This is a genomic window from Campylobacter showae (assembly GCF_963515975.1).
Taxonomy (GTDB): Bacteria; Campylobacterota; Campylobacteria; order Campylobacterales; family Campylobacteraceae; genus Campylobacter_A; species Campylobacter_A showae_F.
Map to the genome: position 1 here is coordinate 1 of NZ_CAUPZM010000008.1, position 17,132 is coordinate 17,132.

Here is a 17,132-nt window from a genome sequence, read left to right on the forward strand (position 1 = left end):
GCGTTTATACCGCAAGCCCCCATAAACGCTAGAGTTTGGCTCAGCTGCCTGGCTAGCTCGCCGTATTTAGCGTCAAGCTCGGGCTTTTTGATAAAGCCTAGGTTCCAGCGATTTACCTCGTGCAGATCGGCTAGACCGCCGCGAGAAAAGGCGCGAAGAAGGTTCATCGTGGATGCGCTTTGATAATACGCCTCGATCATACGGTTTGGATCGGGTACGCGAGCATCTGGGTTAAATTCAAAGCCGTTTATGATGTCGCCGCGGTAGCTGGGTAGCTTTACGCCGCCTTGCTCCTCGTAGTCCGAGCTTCTAGGCTTGGCAAACTGACCCGCCACGCGCCCTACTTTTACGACGGGGCAGCGTCCGGCAAACGTTAAAACGATCGCCATTTGTAGCATTACCTTAAACATATCGCGGATATTTACGGCATTAAAATTTGAAAAACTCTCCGCGCAGTCGCCCCCTTGTAGCAAAAAGGCCTCGCCGCTACAAACTTTTGCAAGGTCTTGCTTTAGATTTCTAGCCTCGCCGGCAAAAACTAGCGGCGGCATCGTCTTTAGCTTATCCTCGGCCTTTTTTAGCAAGACCTCGTCGGGATAGCTTGGCTGCTGCAAGATATTAAATTTTCTCCACGAATCTCTACTCCACATCTTTAAACCTTTTTTAAAAATAACCCCGATTTTAGCTAAAAGAACTTTTATTACAGATAAAATTTCAAATTTTAGCCCCAAATTTGCCCTCGCTGCGCCTTTTTGAGCCACATAAGCTTTGATTAACGACAAATAAATATAATTTCGCCAAAAAAAGCGGAAAAATGCAAGACAAAAATCAAACCAAAATCGGCTTCATCTACGGCCTGTCGGTCTTTATGATCTGGGGCGTTTTTCCTATTTATTTTAAACAACTCAGCGCGCTTTCGGCTACCGAGATCGTCGCTCACCGCATCCTTTGGTCAGTGCTGCTTTTGTTTTTACTACTCAAATTTGGCCGCAAACTAGGCGCTGCGGAGAAAATTTTAAGCAACAAAAAAACTACGTTTTGGCTATTTGTCACTGGACTTCTAATCGCTGCCAACTGGTGGATCTACGTCTATGCCGTAAATATCGGCAAGATCGTGGAAACTAGCCTTGGATACTTCATAAATCCGCTCGTAAACATGCTCCTTGGCGTGCTGATTTTAAAAGAAAAGCTATCGCGCGCGGGCAAATTTGCCGTCGGCATCGTCTTTGTCGCTATCGGAGTGCAAATTTACGACGCGGGCGGCCTACCTATCATCTCTATTATTTTGCCTATCACGTTTGGATTTTATTCGCTTATCAGAAAGCGCCTTAGCGTGCCCTCTTTAGAGGGGCTTTTCGTCGAGACCGCGCTCATAGCTCCTATCGCGCTCGTCGCGCTATTTTTCGTCGCGGCTAGCGGGCAAAATCACTTTAGCTTTTCGTGGTTTGGGCTTTTGATAGCTCTTTGCGGGCCTGCGACCGTAGTGCCGCTTTTGCTTTTTAACTCGGCGGCTACTAGGCTAAATTTGAGCACGATCGGCTATTTGCAGTATATCTCGCCTTCGATGCAGCTTTTGCTTGCCGTTTTTTACTACGGCGAGCAAATTAGCGCTCTCAAGGCTCTATCGTTTTTGCTTATCTGGAGCGCGCTTGCGGTGGTTAGCTTTAGCGCGATTTATAGTAAAAAAAGCAAAATTTCATAACCGCAAATTTAAATCAAAAATATACGCGCAGTTCTAAATAATGAACCAAATTTTAGATGTCTACTTGTTGCAAAAAGAAGTTGAAGGAGATATGGGTCGATAGTTTTATATCGACCCGTTATTGACTAGAAAGTCATTTCAAACGTTAGCTTGAAATTTCTTCCGGGAGCATAAAAGCGGTTAATGCCTAAGCTGTCTGATTTGCGAACCATATTTGTGGTACCAAATGACCTTACAGAGCGAGCAGACTCCCACGTGATGTATTTTTCATCGGTTATATTGTATAAACCTAGTCTAAAGGTTAGATTCTTAACGGGTTTAGCATACGCTATCAGATCTATCACTTTATAATTCGAGCTTAACCAATGCGCCCTATAATCGGTCACCTGGCGTCCGTTTATAGGATCTCCGCTTTGTCTTTCGTTTTTCCAAAACATATTGTATGTTTCCTCTGGTTTTTTGGCCGAGGCACTCGTTAAGTACAAATCGGCTCCAAATTTATCATTTTTGCTTGCATAGCCTATGTTGTAAACTGAGGTTTTAGGTTGTATCGCATTCATAGGCACTAACCCGTCGGCATCGGTTAAAATTTTACCTTTTTGTTTCGTAAATTTATATCCTATATAAAATCCACCTAGACTATCCGCGATATCGCTGAGATTAAATTTGGAGTTTATCTCTATGCCATGTACCTTGGCTCTTTGTCTGTTTACGTTTTGATACATATCAAAGTCAAGTGCGCTATTTGCGTTCGTATTTACCCTTTTGGTGCCTTGGTATTCCAAATCCAAGAAGTCTTGGTAATCCGTCTTAAATTTACTAATAGTAATAAAACTTTGGCTTTCGCTATGAAAAGTAACGGCCACCTCTTTGGTTTTGGCTATTTCAGGCTTTAAGTCCACATTTGGTTTTATCGTAAAATCCGGATGCTTAAACGCAAGATATAGCTCATCTGTAGTCGGCGCTCTAAAAGCTTTTGAATATTTCGTTTGAATTCTCATAAACTCAAATGGATTAAAATTTAAGCCCACGGCATAGGAGTTATTTTTATACTCTTTCGGTTGTGCCAGATAGGCGATATTTCGCTCGGCATTCGTTGCATTTAGAGCATCCACCTCGGCTTGCTTGGCATCATATCTCCTTCTTGCCTCTAAGTAATCCGACCAGTTGGCATAATCGCGCCAGCTTGGCTCCCTAAGAGGATTTACCGCTAACGGTATAAATAATCCCTTAACCATGTCGTCAGGGATTTTAGGAGTTTTGCCCGGGATATACTCTGGTTCGTATTTTATTTTATCATACCTATATGCTAGATTAAAATCAAAAAAGTCATTTACTATGACATCGTCCGCTATATGAAAGACTCCGCTTTTGCTTTCAACAGGTATTAGAAACGATGTTTCCGGATCGGTTCTAGGACATCTTAACGCATCCCACTTATCAGCATCCTGGCAATCTGCACCCGGAGATGTATTTGCCCACCACTTCGGGTCTGCCGCATCATAGCCGGCTCTATTTACCATAGATTTATCGGTTTTTATATATTTTAACCCGTATGTAAGGCTATTTTCCAAACTTAAAAATTCAAAATCTTTACTAAAATCTAAATCAAACTGTTTTGTATTGGTGTCTAAATCCCTCTCTTTCCAGTCTCTCTCCTTATAGCCTTTTGAATTAGGCAGAACAGTTTTATATTGGTCGTTTTGGATAGATTTTTCCCATTTTTGTGTCCAAGTATTATAAGTTTTTTGCGTTACCCTTTTATATGTTTTTCCGTTATGAGTTTCTTCTGTAATATCAAACCTATGCCTGCCGTTGGGAGTGGTATATTGTTTTTTGGACAGGTCAAGATCGATAGTTTCATCGGGGCCGGTCCCCCAAGGTTTCGGTTTATAAAGTTTCGTCTTGCCGGAGCAGTCGAAAATCGAGCAGTCAAAGCCGTATTCGTTGATATTTTTATAAGAAAAATCTCTATGCTTCTTGCCGTCCGAATCGGTAAGCGTGGGGAAAGAAGTGCCGTCTCCGGGCAGCAGTTCTCTACCAGTATTAAAATCCTTTCCGTTCTTATCGACTATTTTTGAGCCCTTGGGTTGTAGCCCGATTGAGTTGCTTGTTTCCGCGCAGTTATCACCTCTACAATACTCTTCCGTCCTAGCTCTTTGTTTTATTTTTTGATTTGAGTATGAAATTTTAACGCTATCCCAAAACGGCGTTTCGGTAAAATTTTCATACGCTATTCCCCTATTTGTTCTCTTGCTTAGATCGTCCGTATATCTCTCTCCAAGCTTGGTTTCAAAAAAACCCGGATTTGTAATCGATCGCGGATAAAGCGTGTATGAGTAATCATGCCCTTGCGATCTATTTTCATAATCGTCGTTCATAAAGGTAAATCTATGCTCTTCATGTGGCTGAAAGCCTATTTTTACTAGAGTTCCTTCCTTTTTTATGTTATACGGATCAGTCCTCTCTCTTTCCCTGCCCCTTACGCTATCGTCATATGTCGAATACCCATAGTTTTTAGTCTCATGACCGTTTCTATCAGTCTTGATCACTAAAAAATCAAACCACTTTGCTCGAGCCGCTAGAGTGTGGGCGTGCAGTCTTTCGTCGTTTCTGCTAGAGTGCTCTACTTTAAAGCCGTAAAACCAATCCTTCTTTGTTAAATAATCTCTAGCGTCTTTAGTCTCAAACATAACCGAGCCGCCGAGTGCGCCCGAACCAGTCTTAATTGAATCTGCACCCTTGGTAATCGTCGCTTCTTTCATGTTTTCTATTTCGACGCCATTACGAGTATTGTTAAAATTTCCATAACCTTCGAATATCTCTTTAAAACCTTGCGAGCTTAGCGTTTCGGCCTGATGTAGTCCATCTACCGTAATAGCAACGCGGTTTTCGTCCACTCCGCGGATCGAGTATCCGCTGGCACCCATTCTGCCGGCTTCCACAACGCTTACGCCCGTTTCGTATTTAACCAAATCTCTACTATCAGAAACTTGCTGTTTACTTAGAGTTTGTGCGCTCTTTTTTGTTTCGCCAACTTTTTTAGTAGTCGGATCATCCTCGGGACTAGCCGTAACCTCAACGGCATTTAAATTTACTTCCGAGTCTTTGGTTTCTGCGGCTCCTAGTTCACACATGCCTCCTATAGACAAGGCGCAAACCAACGCAGGAACGATACTGGCTTTATGCATCTTTCATTTTCCTCTCAAAAAATTATCAAAATTAGCTAATTATGAAAATAATTATTAAATCAAGGTCGTATTTTAATAATAGATAACTTAAATACGAATAAAATATTTGTATTTTATTTTAAAACATGATAATGCATTTAAATACTATGGTTTTATAGTAAAAAAAGCAAAATTTCAGTATAACCGCAAATTTAAATCAAAAAAGGAAAAAACAATGTCATCTATCGCATTTTACGCCGTCATCTGCGTCATAGCTGCGCTCGTGCTCTATACGCAGATACAAAAAATAACGAGAAAGATCGACGAGAACGGTACTTTAGCAAACAACTCCCCTGAGGCCGTGCGTCAAATTTCGGTGCAAAAGTACAAGGATTTTTGCGAGATTATTAACGGCGAGCTAAGAGAGCTAAAGATGAAAGCGCTCTACGACGACGCCCTAAAAAACGAGGATCTAAAAGAAAAATTTTTAGAAAGCCTAAGCGAGATGAGCAAGAAGCTAACATTTATCGAGACGATGAACACCGCTAGAAACCCCGACAAATGGGAGAGCGAGCTCTTTGAGGTGCTTAGCCGCCTAGACGATCTCGTCACGGAAAATTTCAAAGACGGCGAGCGCGCGGGCGACGAGATCAGACAGCGTCTGGGCGCGGAGTTTAGCAAGCTGCAAAATTAAACCTTAAGTAAAAACTGGGTAATATCGCTTTTTTGATTTAACTCTATCTTTCTAAGGAAAAAAACGGATGAGCTATACCAAAAAAGACCTCGTAACCGCTGCAAATTTAACCAAAGACGAAATTTACCATTTCCTAAATTTAGCCAAGGAGTTTAAGGCGCTAAACAACTCCGAGACCAAAAAAGCCAAGTCGCTCTACGGCAAAACGACCGTAAACGCCTTTTTCGAAAACTCGACTAGGACGCGGACGAGCTTTGAGATCGCGGCTAAGCGCCTCGGAGCCGACGCGATAAATTTCACCGCCTCAAACTCCAGCACCAAAAAGGGCGAAACGCTCATCGATACCGTCCACAACATCGTCGCGATGAAAACGGACGTCGTAGTCGTGCGCCACTACAGCTCTGGTGCGGCTAAATTTATCGCCGAGAATACGGGCGCTCACGTCGTAAACGCGGGCGACGGCCTAAACGAACACCCTAGCCAAGCACTGCTTGATCTTTTCACCATACTAGAAAATCGCGGCAGCCTAGAAAATCTCACGGTCGCCATCATCGGCGATATCTTCCACAGCCGTGTAGCGCGCTCAAATATCTACGTCCTAAAAACGCTCGGAGCCAAGGTCAAGCTCTTTGGTCCGCCGATGTTTTTAACGGGCATGGAGGCTTTTGGCTGTCAAATTTGCTCCGATATGCGCGAGGCCGTCGAGGACTCTGACGTCATCATCATGCTGCGTATCCAGCTCGAGCGCCAGGATGACGAGATCGTATTTCCGTCCGTGCGCGAATACTCCAAATTTTTCGGCCTAACCGCTAGCAAAATGCAGTACGCCAAAGATGGCGTCATGATCCTACACCCGGGTCCGATAAACCGCGGCGTCGAGATAAACTCCGACGTGGCCGACGATCCACGCTACTCGCATGTGCTAAATCAGGTCGAAAACGGCGTCGCCGTCAGGATGGCGATCCTAGATACTCTCATCAAAAACAAAGGCGCAAAATGAAAACTCTCATAAAAAACGGCACGATCGTAAATCATAACAGCTCGCAAAAAGCAAACATCCTGATAGACGGCGACAAGATCGCTCTCATCACGGCTGACGAACCTGCGGCTGATAAAGTAATAGACGCTAGCGGCAAGCTAGTAATGCCTGGCCTAATCGACATGCACGTGCATTTTAGGGATCCCGGCCTTGAGTATAAAGACGATATAAACACAGGCTCCGAGACTGCTGTCGCGGGCGGCGTAACAACCTGCTGCCCGATGGCAAATACAAATCCCGTAAACGACAACGCCGTCGTCACGCGCGATATGGTAGCTAAGGCAAAAGCTCGCGGCCTCATCGACCTACTGCCTATCGGCGCGATAACTAGCAAGATGGACGGCAAAAAGTGCGTGGAGATGGGCGATATGACGCAGGCCGGCGCAGTGGCGTTTAGCGACGACGGTCTGCCCGTAGCTAGCAGTGACGTGATGAGATATGCACTTGAATACTCAAAGCACTTCGGTAGCTTCGTCATCAACCACTCCCAGGACTGCTCACTATGTCGCGGCGGTCACATGAACGAGGGCCGCGTCTCGGCAATACTAGGCATCAAAGGCATGCCGCGCGAGCAAGAAGAAATCATGGTCTCGCGCGATCTACTGCTAGCCAAGCTCACGGGCGGTCACATCCACATCGCGCACGTTAGCTCCGAGTGGTCGCTAAAGCTCATCGCGCAGGCTCGCGCGGCCGGCATAAACGTGACCTGCGAGGCGACTCCGCACCATTTTACCTACACCGAGGACGAGTTGCTAGGATATGATACGAACTTTAAAATGTCGCCGCCGCTTCGCACCAGATCAGACGTGGACGCGATCAGAGAGGGGCTAAAAAGCGGCCTAATCGACGTCATCGTCACCGACCACGCCCCGCACCATAACGACGAGAAATTTTTAGAATTCGACAAGGCGCCGTTTGGAATACTCGGCCTGCAAACCCTCGTGCCTATGACGCTAGATTTGGTAAACGACGGCGTGATAAGTATCGAGCAGATGGTGGCTCTGACGTCTTATAACGCGGCTAAAATTTTAAAACTAAAAGACAAAGGCGTGATCGCGGAGGGCTACCTCGCCGACATCGCGATAATAGATCCGGGTTTTGAGTATCTCTACGACAAAAACCTAAATAAATCAAAATCCCAAAACTCCCCGCTGCTAGGCAAGATGCTAAAAGGCGCGGTGGTAATCACGATAAAAAGCGGAAAAACGGTGTTTGAGTTTCCAAACGTCGTGGCGTGATCCGATCAAATTTAGCGTAAATTTGAAATTTGACTTTGCGGCGGTTAAGGCTGCCGCAAAGTCTCTCATGCATACGTCGAATTAACTCTTTTTATTTCTTAACTACACCTTGTATTAATGCTAGCTTTTCTTTTATATTTTTTTCTTTTTGTGCTTTATTATGCTCTTCTAGTATGGCATCAAGAATTATTTCTATGCTACCCTTTAATATATCAAAATATTTCAAACATTCTTCTTCGTCTAATTCGTGAATTCCTTTACTTAATATAGAATATATATTTTTATTTGCTACTAAAAAATCAGGGAGATATCTTGATAATTTTTCTATTTTTTCATTCATTCTTAGTTTTTTAAACTCTTCCTCGGTTATTTCCAAATTCGTTTTATTTTTATTAAAACAATCAAAAATAAGACATTCAAATACTCTTCTTAGGTAAACAAAAGAGCCAACGCCGACACCATTAGCTGCAAGACCTATAGCTTTTGTAAATTCTTTTTGCTGGTTTTTTTGCAATATACTATTATATTGTTTTATTTTTGATATATGAAAATCCGCTATTGATGGATACTGACCTGTTTTTACTATTGAATTATTTTCCAAATCAGCACAAATAGTAAAATAAAAAATTCGGCTAGTTCTTTTGCATTTCACCCGAATCATTATTGTGTTGAATGGATACCGTATCCCACTATAGTAGCTTCCTTTACTATCAAAGTGAGATAATCCTAAAATTTCATATGTAGTATCTTGCTTGATATACGGATTATATCCATCGAAAGTTTCTTCTGTATTAAAATATTCAATCATAAAATTTTCAAACAGACTTATGTTGTTATATGAATTATTTTTTGACTCCGCATCTTTATACAATAAGTATTTAGAGCTATCATCTAAGAAAAAATCACATATCTTTATTTTGCTGTACAGAGGAATATTAAATAAAAAATCAGCAATTGTTATTTTATACTTTTTATACCTTTACATTAATATTTTAATTTACCAAAAAAGTATTATACAAATTTTTACACCAAGATATTGTTGTTTTTGACAAATATATACAAATAGACTTCAAAAACTTTATCAAAAAGCCGATTTATGTAAAACTATTAAATTTAGAAAAATTAAAAGAATTGAAATTTGTGACAAAATACGAATCGCAGCATCTCGTAAATCACCAAACCTGATAGCCACATGGCTTTAATTAAATTTCAAAATCGGCTAAATCTTATCTCTCGGGCGATCTAATTCAGCCTCAAAATCAAACCTAAGCTGAATTTATATCGAATTTTAGTCCCAAATCCGCCACCCAAGCGAGCACAATTTTATCAACCCATACCTCTCCAAGTTGGCATAACCAAACAAACGCTTACAAGCGCGCAAACGGCGCAAATTTTACCGACCGACGGCACAAAAATCTAAATAAGCAAATTTGCGCCGTCTTGTCCAAACAAACCGCATAGGCTCAAAAAGACCCTCAACCAAGCCGAGCGCAAGCGACGCAAATTCGTCAAATTCGGTTCAAATTTAGCCTCACGCGTCCTTGCCGTTTATCGCGCACGCCGAGCGTAAAAACACGTCCGTACCCGATAGCAGCGCGCTCTCGTCAAAGTCAAACGCGCCGTTGTGATGCCCTGCGGCGAGCTTGGTGCCGATCATCAGATAGCCGCTCTTGCCGCCTGCTTTTTGCACGGCGTGCATAAAATGCGCGAAGTCCTCGCAAGCGCCGAAATTTAGATCACGCACGATGAGCTCGTCCTTGATAAAAGGCGACTGGCGCGCGGCGCGCTCGTAGATATCGGTGATCTCCTCGCTGCTATCGCCCCCGCTCGTGCCGCCGGTTAGCTTCACGTCGTACTGCACGCCGTACATCTGCGCGACGCCTGCGACGATGTCCATGCATTTTTGAAACATAAAATCGTTTAGCTCGGTCGTTTCGCCGCGCGTTTCGCAGGCGATGTAGCCGTTTGGCGCGATGACGTTTCGCCCCTCGCCTGCTCGCAAAACGCCCACGTTTATGCGCGTGACGCCGTCGGAATGTCGCGTGATACCGTGCATGGCTAGAGCCGCCTGGGCTGCGGCTAACAGAGCGTTTGCGCCTTCTTGCGGAGCACCCGCCGCGTGAGCCGATCTACCCGTGAAATTTACGTCGAATTTCGACGTCGCAAGAAGCTTGTTCGTACCGCAGATGATGCCGCCGCTAGTCTTTGCCTGAAAGCCGATATGACCGCCCAGCAGGTAGTCCACGCCATCTAGCACGCCTGCTTGCTCCATCGGCACGGCGCCCCTCGTGCCCTCCTCGGCGGTTTGAAATATAAATCTAAATTTGCCTTTAAAGTCGTCCAAATTTTGCGCGATGAGTTTAGCCATCGCTAGGCCGATCGTGATGTGCCCGTCGTGCCCGCAGGCGTGCGTGATGCCGTCTATATCGGCTCTAAACCCCTCTTTAAACGGTCTGTGCGCCTCATCCTTGCTCTCGGTCACGTCCACGCCGTCAATGTCGAATCTAAACGCAAGCGTCTTGCCGGGCCTACCCGTATCAAGCTCGGCCACCACGCCCGTTAGCCCATCCTCCATCACGGGCAAAAACTCGCGCTCGTCGGCGCTTAGCAGGCTTTTTGCGCGTTCTAGATATTTTTCTTTGTCTTTCTCGCTACCAAGACCTGCTCTAGCTTCGGGTTTCATTATCTCGCGTCCCATTTTTAGGCTGTAGCCGAGCTTTTTTAGCTCACTAGCGATCTTTGCCGTCGTAAAAAACGTGAAAAAACCGGTCTCGGGATGCGAGTGAAAAAACCGCCTATTTTTCACCATTTCGTCTTTTAGTGCTTCGACTTTTGCTGCTACCTCGTCCATTTTTCGCTCCTTAAATTTAGAATTTTTATTATCTTCCTTAAATATATATTATACATCAAGATTAGTTTTAAAAGCTTAAATTTGAGCCGAATAATGATAAATTTAATGCTGATTTTTGCAAGCCGACTTGTTTGGCGTAAATTTGATTTTTGTCCGCGGGGGTATTTCAGTCGGTTTTTAAGCGGCGATTTGCATCAAAGCGGTGCGGGTTTGGCGAGCTAGCCAGTAAAATTTGGGCGATAAATTTGAGTTCAAATTTAAAATGTCGTCAAATTTGAACCCAAATTTACAAAACAAGAAAAAAGAGGCAAATTTGACTTCAGCCGCCGCGCACACCGACTAGCCACTAAACAAACTCCGCGCAAAAGCCCAAATTTGCCCTACGGTTAGCCTATTTTATGCTACTCTTTAGCTTCATTATCCGCTCGTAGGATTCCTCGATACGCTCTTTTGGTATCTGCTTGGCGCCCACCGCGTCCACGACTAGCTGCGTGACGAGCTCCGCGGTCCTGCGCCCGTCTATCTTGTAGTCGCTAAAGAGCATCACGTCGCCGCCTGCGTTGATAAAGTTTATCACCTTTTCTTGCAACGTAAAGTCCTTTAGTCCGCCCATAAGCATGTCGTCGCTGATGACTACGCCGTCAAATTTGAGCTCGCCGCGCAGCAAGCCATCGATGATCGCCGGCGAAAGCGAGGCCGGCAGCTCGGAGTCGCGCTGCATGAGGTAGATGTGGCCGACCATTATCATCTTGGCTTCGTTTTTGCGAACCGCGTCAAAATACGGCTTAAGCTCGGTGTAGTCGAATTTTTCGATCACGACCTTGGCGGTGTGGCTGTCAGCCTCGACGTTACCGTGTCCCGGGAAGTGCTTCATCGCCGCTATCACGCCGCGAGCTTGCGAGGCCTTCATAAACTCGCTCGCATACAGCGAAACCTCGTCTATATCGGCGCTGAACGCTCTGCCGCGCGAGCCGATGATGGTGGATTTTGGATTTAGCACGTCGGCCACGGGAGCGAAATTTACGTTTACGCCGACGTCTTTTAGCTGCTGCGCCATCTTAGTGTAAAGCTCGCCCGCAGCGGCTAAATCGAGCGTTTTTGCCACTTTTTGCGCCGAGATAAAGGTTTCAAATCCGCTCTTATCCTTAAATCTCGTGATCTGCCCGCCCTCCTCATCGATAGCGATAAAAATGCCTTTTTGCGCCTCTTTAAACGCGCTTGTTAGCGCCTTGAGGTTCTTTTTGTCCGAGATATTTTTACCGAGCAGCATCACGCCGCCAAAACGCTGATATTTGGCCTCCGAGACGGCTTCTTTGGCGGTTTTTGGATCAGAGCCGTTGAAGCTAACCATTATCATTTGAGCTATCATTTTGCGAAGCGTCGGTTTTTCTTGCGCTTGTGTATCGGCAGCGTTTAGCGCAGTCGGCAAACCCGCTAAAAATAGCGCCGAAAAAAGCGCGGCGATAAATTTTTTCATATTTTTCCTTTTTTGTTTTTGCGGATTTTACACTATTTTGGATAAATTTAAGGACTCTTGGCGCTGTTTGGACAGGCAGGTGCGGCAAAGCGACAAAATTTGAAATCTATAAATTTGTTGCAAGGTTGCAAGCGGGATAAAATTTAAAGACAAGCAAACACCAATAAAAAATAACGCAAATTTGATCTTGGAGGCTTTGGCGATGTTATTACTCGATTGATACTTATGTTTGGGCGGTATGGATTTGTTGTTTTGATTTTTGCTTTACTAGCTAAAAACAACATAAATAAAGCATGCAAACAGTCGCATCAAATTTAACTTTTTTAAAATTTGCGAATAAAATTCGTTCAGGATTGGAGTTTTTAAAATTTAAATTTAAGCCCAAAACAGGCAAATAGCGGTCCTACAAACCAAATTTACCTCCGCCATAAAGTGCTGCGTTTTAGCCAAATTTTATTTTTTACTTAGTAGATCTCTCAGGCTTTCTTGCACGTCTTTACCGCGTAACATCGCCGCGACCTCGTTTACTATCGGCGTATAGATGCCCTTGCCGGCGGCAATCTTTTCTATCGCGTAGGAGGTGTCCACGCCCTCTGCGACCTCGCCTAGATCGTTTAGGATTTTGTTAAGGCTCTCGTTTTTGGCAAGTCCCAAGCCAACGCGGTAGTTGCGCGATAGTACAGAAGAAGCCGTGAGAAAGAGATCGCCCGCTCCGCTAAGCCCCAAAAACGTCTGATGCTGTGCGCCAAAATACTCGCCAAATCTCGCCATCTCGACAAGCCCGCGCGAGATGAGGCTGGCACGAGCGCTGTTGCCAAGCCCGAGTCCGTCGCAGATACCGCCCGCGATAGCGATGACGTTTTTATAGGCGCCCGCGATCTCCGCCCCGATAACGTCGCTGCTAGCGTAGGCTTTGATATTTTGCGGGAAAAGCTCCGAAATCTCACGCGCCAAGGCTTCGTTTTTGGAATTTATCACGAGCGCGCACGGAAGGTCGTTTTGTATCTCTTTGGCAAAGCTCGGACCCGATAAAAAGGCCAAATTTGCAGCATCTACGTGCTGTTCGTAAATCTCGTCTAAAAAACGAAGGCTCGAGGTTTCGATGCCCTTTGAGGCGACTAAAATTTTCTGTCCGAAGTTTTTAAAATGCTCTTTTAGCCAGCCACTAACAGACTGAGAAGGTATGGCAACGACGAGCAGATCGCGCTTTAGCGCCTCCTCTAGGCCGACAAAATGCGCGCCTTCAAGCTGTCTGCGCGAGCTGATAACGCAGTCGTTTTTTTGCGAAAGCGCATGAAAAAGCGCGCTACCCCACTTCCCCGCTCCGATGATGGCTATTTTCATTTTTACTCTTTTTGTGATTTACGTTTTTTTAGCTAAATTTGACTGGCCCGTCTGCAAGCTTAAACCTTACTTTTTCGAAAATTAAACAGCTTAAATTTGACCGCGCCACCCGTCTCTCTAAAAACAAAAAATTAGAGCTATAATTTTACTTTTTGAGCCAAATTTGACCCAAAAACCCGCGTCGCCAAATAGCGCTTAAAAAGACGGCGCAAGTCAAATTTATCCTAGTTTTTCTTTTAAAAGCTCATTTACTTTTGCAGGGTTAAACGCGCCTTTGCCCTCTTTCATCGTTTGTCCGACGAAAAATCCGAAAAGCTTGTCCTTGCCGCTTTTATACTCGGCGACCTTGTCGGCGTTCGCGCTTAAAATTTGATCTATTATCGCTATGATGGCCGAGTCGTCGCTGACCTGCTTTAATCCCAATTTTTCGATGACGGCGTCTACGCTCTCGTCGTTTTCAATAAGATAGTCAAGTACATCTTTTGCTGCTTTCGCGCTTATCGTGCCGTCTTCGATGCGGCGTAAGAGCTCTATCATCTTAGCCGAATTTACGGGTGACGTCTCGATCGTAGCGCCGTTTTTTAGGCGACCCAAAAGCTCGACGATGAGCCATGTTACAGCAAGTTTCGGCGATATTTTAGCCTCTACGAGCTCCTCGAAATACTTCGCCGTCTCCACGCTGCTCGTTAAAATCAGCGCGTCATCCTCTTTGACGCCCAGCTCGCGCTCGTATCTAGCGACCTTTTGCTCGGCAAGCTCGGGGATCTTGATTGCTTCGTTATACATCTCCTCGGGGATCTCGACTGGTAGCAGGTCGGGATCGGGGAAATATCTATACTCGGCGCTGTCTTCCTTGCCTCGCATCGAGCGCGTGACCAAATTTACGGTATCAAAAAGGCGCGTTTCTTGATAAACTTCCTCATCGTATTTGCCGTCTTCCCACGCCGCACTTTGACGCTCGACCTCGTAGTCGATCGCTTTTTGGATAAATCTAAACGAGTTTAAATTTTTAATCTCGACGCGCGTATAAAGTTTGCTGTCACCTTTTGGGCGGATACTGACGTTAGCGTCGCAGCGAAAGCTTCCTTCTTGCATATTAGCGTCGCTGATGTTTAAAAATCGCAAAATCGAGTGCAGTTTTTTTAGATACGCGACCGCCTCGTCGGAGCTGCGCAGATCAGGCTCGCTCACGATCTCAAGTAGCGGCGTGCCCGCGCGGTTTAGATCGACTAGGCTCTGTCCGCTCTCGTGGATGTTTTTACCCGCGTCCTCTTCAAGGTGCGCGCGAGTGATGCCGATACGCTTTTTCTCGCCGTTTACGTCGATAAAAAGCTCGCCTTTTTCTACTATCGGTATCTCAAACTGCGAAATTTGATAAGCTTTTGGAAGGTCGGGATAAAAGTAGTTTTTACGGTTAAAAACCGAGCGCTTATTTATAGTCGCATTTACCGCCGCGCCGAAGCTTATCGCCTTTCTCACGGCTTCTTTGTTTAGCACCGGCAAAGCTCCGGGTAACGCCAGGCAAGTCGGACAAACGTGCGTATTTGCCTCATCGCCGAAGCTCGTAGAGCAAGAGCAGAAAATTTTAGTTTTTGTATTAAGCTGAGTGTGAACCTCAAGCCCGATAACGACTTCAAACATAATTTGCCTTTTATTTAAAATTTAGGGGTTATTTTAGCAGGATTTTTATTTAAGTTAGATAAAAAGAAGGGGTTGCGCCCGCCGATTTTTAGCGTATTTTGGCTGGCGGACGCGTAAATTTAAATTTTAGTGCTCGTCGTGACTGATCAAGATCGCGCCGGCAAGATACACGTAAGTAAGAATCATAAAGATAAATGTTTGCAAGCACGCCATAAACGTAAGCAAAACAAACGCCGGAAGTGCAGCGTAAGACGCAAGAGCAAGCACGACCAAAAGGAACAAGTCATCGCCCTTAATGTTACCGAAAAGTCGGAAAGAAAGCGATACGACGCGAGATAAATGCGAAACGATCTCAACGATAAACATTATCGGAGCTAGCCATTTGTTTGGTCCCATGAAGTGAGCAAAATACTTAACTACGCCGTTTACTCTGATGCCTTCGTAGTGATAAAACACGAAAACTACGAGCGCTAAAGTAAGGGTCAAATTTAAGCTCGAAGTCGGAGCTTCAAATCCAGGTATTATGCCTATTATGTTACCTACGAATACGATCAAACCGATAGTGGCGACTAGTGGCAGATACTTTCTAGATAGCGCTTCGCTGCCTAGCACGTCCTTACCCATTGACACGACGCCCTCTAGATACGCTTCGAGGATATTTTGCGTTCCGCGAGGCACGAGTTGCAAATTTTTAGTTGCAAATTTTGCCACGATAAGCACGATAATCGCGACCAAAACGAGATGTCCCGCGTAATTTACCGCGTGGATAACGTGCTCGTTGTCGGTAAACAAAGAAGCGATCCAACCTGTAAACAAAAACAAATTTTCTTGCATGGATTAACCTTAGATTTATGAAATTTAACGGCAATTTTATCCAAATAAACGTTAAAAGTTTTTTAAGCTTATCTCAAATTTCGCCCGAATTTTAGCTTTTTTGTAAAATTTGGCTCAAATTTCGTCGCCGTTTTTTAAAACTCCCGCTCACGCGAAAAATCTATCGTAAACGAGCTTTAATATCGTCGCGCCCACGACGGCTAAAAACACGACTCTAACAAATTTAACATCCTTTTTCATGACCATATTTGAACCGAAATACGCGCCCAAAACCTGTCCCGCGCCCATCAAAAGCCCAACCGCCCAAAGTATCTGTCCGCCCGCGATAAAAACGGCAAGAGAGACGATATTGCTGGTAAAATTTAGGATTTTCGTATGTGCGACGGCTTTTTTCATATTTAGCCCGATGAGCGCAACCATCGCAAACGTCCAAAAACTGCCAGCCCCCGGCCCGAAAAATCCGTCGTAAAAGCCCAAAATAAGCCCGAATATCACGTAAAAGGCTCGCGCGTTCATGCGAGCGGCTCTATCCTCGTCGCCGACCTTTGGCATCAAAAGCGTATAGATGAAAATCGCTATCAAGCAAAACGGGATAATAACGCGCAAAAACTCGGCGCTCAAAAACAGTATAAGCACCGTGCCTACGCACGCGCCGATAAAGGTAAAGACGATGCCGATAAACACTTCGCGAAAATTTATCATCCCTTTTCGGGCGAAATTTAGCGCCGCGGTGAAGCTACCGAAAGTACCTTGAAGCTTGTTCGTAGCTAGCGCCACGTGAGGCGGCACGCCCATCGCCATGATCGTCGGCAGCGCGATCAGCCCGCCGCCGCCCGCGATCGCATCTACAAAACCCGCCGCAAAGGCCGCCGCGAAAAATATCAAATACGCCGTAACGCCGAAATCGAAGTCCATTTTCGCCCCTTTAAAAAGCAAAATCATACTATGAAAAATTTAAAAAATTTATAAAATTCAGCTTTTTGTTTTACTGCGGTTAAAATTTAATAAATCGGCGAGTAAATTTTGCCGAGCCGGGTTAAATTTAGCGGTTTAGGTTGTGGCGCATTTTGTAAATTTTGCGGGCGCGCTCGGAGATTTTATGAAGTTTTAGACAAATTTTGCAAATTTGAGTTCTGTTTAAC

Annotated in this window: 13 protein-coding genes; 4 read left to right on the forward strand and 9 right to left on the reverse strand. The window is 44.9% G+C overall.

Features of this window, described 5'->3' with window-relative positions:
* Positions 1-650: 3-deoxy-7-phosphoheptulonate synthase (locus RWM02_RS04055; RefSeq protein ID WP_314069329.1), on the reverse strand; the 650-nt coding region annotated here is incomplete at its 3' end.
* Positions 651-814: 164 nt separating this feature from the next.
* Here RWM02_RS04055 and rarD point away from each other — a divergent pair.
* The gene (rarD, locus tag RWM02_RS04060; protein WP_314069331.1) at positions 815-1,702 is read left to right on the forward strand and encodes an EamA family transporter RarD; all 888 of its coding nucleotides are present in this window, start codon (positions 815-817) and stop codon (positions 1,700-1,702) included.
* A gap of 125 nt (positions 1,703-1,827) precedes the next feature.
* On the opposite strand, the gene RWM02_RS04065 is transcribed toward rarD, so the two are convergent.
* On the reverse strand, positions 1,828-4,839 hold the full coding sequence (locus RWM02_RS04065; protein ID WP_122862849.1) for a TonB-dependent hemoglobin/transferrin/lactoferrin family receptor: 3,012 nt from the start codon (positions 4,837-4,839) through the stop codon (positions 1,828-1,830).
* Between the two features lie 268 nt (positions 4,840-5,107).
* On the opposite strand from RWM02_RS04065, the gene RWM02_RS04070 reads away from it, so the two are divergent.
* The 3 genes from RWM02_RS04070 to RWM02_RS04080 all read left to right on the forward strand — a co-directional run bounded on the left by RWM02_RS04070 (position 5,108) and on the right by RWM02_RS04080 (position 7,843).
* Positions 5,108-5,566, forward strand: a complete 459-nt coding sequence (locus RWM02_RS04070; protein ID WP_314069334.1) for a hypothetical protein — start codon at positions 5,108-5,110, stop codon at positions 5,564-5,566.
* A gap of 67 nt (positions 5,567-5,633) precedes the next feature.
* Positions 5,634-6,566: an aspartate carbamoyltransferase catalytic subunit gene (locus tag RWM02_RS04075; RefSeq protein WP_314069336.1), complete on the forward strand. Its 933-nt coding sequence runs from the start codon at positions 5,634-5,636 to the stop codon at positions 6,564-6,566.
* Entirely contained in the window at positions 6,563-7,843 is a 1,281-nt protein-coding gene (locus RWM02_RS04080; RefSeq protein ID WP_314069339.1) for a dihydroorotase, read from the forward strand. The genes RWM02_RS04075 and RWM02_RS04080 overlap by 4 nt, the downstream gene beginning before the upstream one ends.
* A gap of 91 nt (positions 7,844-7,934) precedes the next feature.
* Here RWM02_RS04080 and RWM02_RS04085 read toward each other — a convergent pair whose 3' ends face one another.
* From RWM02_RS04085 to RWM02_RS04115, 7 genes are all read right to left on the reverse strand, one after another.
* On the reverse strand, positions 7,935-8,651 hold the full coding sequence (locus RWM02_RS04085) for a hypothetical protein (RefSeq protein ID WP_314069341.1): 717 nt from the start codon (positions 8,649-8,651) through the stop codon (positions 7,935-7,937).
* A 723-nt stretch (positions 8,652-9,374) separates the two neighbouring features.
* Positions 9,375-10,694 (reverse strand): amidohydrolase, encoded by a 1,320-nt coding sequence (locus RWM02_RS04090; RefSeq protein ID WP_314069344.1) that lies wholly within the window; start codon positions 10,692-10,694, stop codon positions 9,375-9,377.
* A gap of 391 nt (positions 10,695-11,085) precedes the next feature.
* The gene (locus tag RWM02_RS04095) at positions 11,086-12,171 is read right to left on the reverse strand and encodes a glycoside hydrolase family 3 N-terminal domain-containing protein (RefSeq protein WP_314069346.1); all 1,086 of its coding nucleotides are present in this window, start codon (positions 12,169-12,171) and stop codon (positions 11,086-11,088) included.
* A 453-nt stretch (positions 12,172-12,624) separates the two neighbouring features.
* Positions 12,625-13,515 (reverse strand): NAD(P)H-dependent glycerol-3-phosphate dehydrogenase, encoded by an 891-nt coding sequence (locus RWM02_RS04100; protein ID WP_314069348.1) that lies wholly within the window; start codon positions 13,513-13,515, stop codon positions 12,625-12,627.
* Positions 13,516-13,734: 219 nt separating this feature from the next.
* Complete coding sequence (gene gatB, locus RWM02_RS04105) at positions 13,735-15,156, reverse strand: Asp-tRNA(Asn)/Glu-tRNA(Gln) amidotransferase subunit GatB (RefSeq protein ID WP_314069350.1); 1,422 nt, start codon at positions 15,154-15,156, stop codon at positions 13,735-13,737.
* A gap of 126 nt (positions 15,157-15,282) precedes the next feature.
* Positions 15,283-15,990, reverse strand: coding sequence for a F0F1 ATP synthase subunit A (locus RWM02_RS04110; RefSeq protein WP_314069352.1), 708 nt, complete (start codon positions 15,988-15,990; stop codon positions 15,283-15,285).
* 147 nt (positions 15,991-16,137) lie between these two features.
* Entirely contained in the window at positions 16,138-16,905 is a 768-nt protein-coding gene (locus tag RWM02_RS04115) for a TSUP family transporter (RefSeq protein WP_314069354.1), read from the reverse strand.
* Between the last annotated feature and the right edge of the window lie 227 nt (positions 16,906-17,132).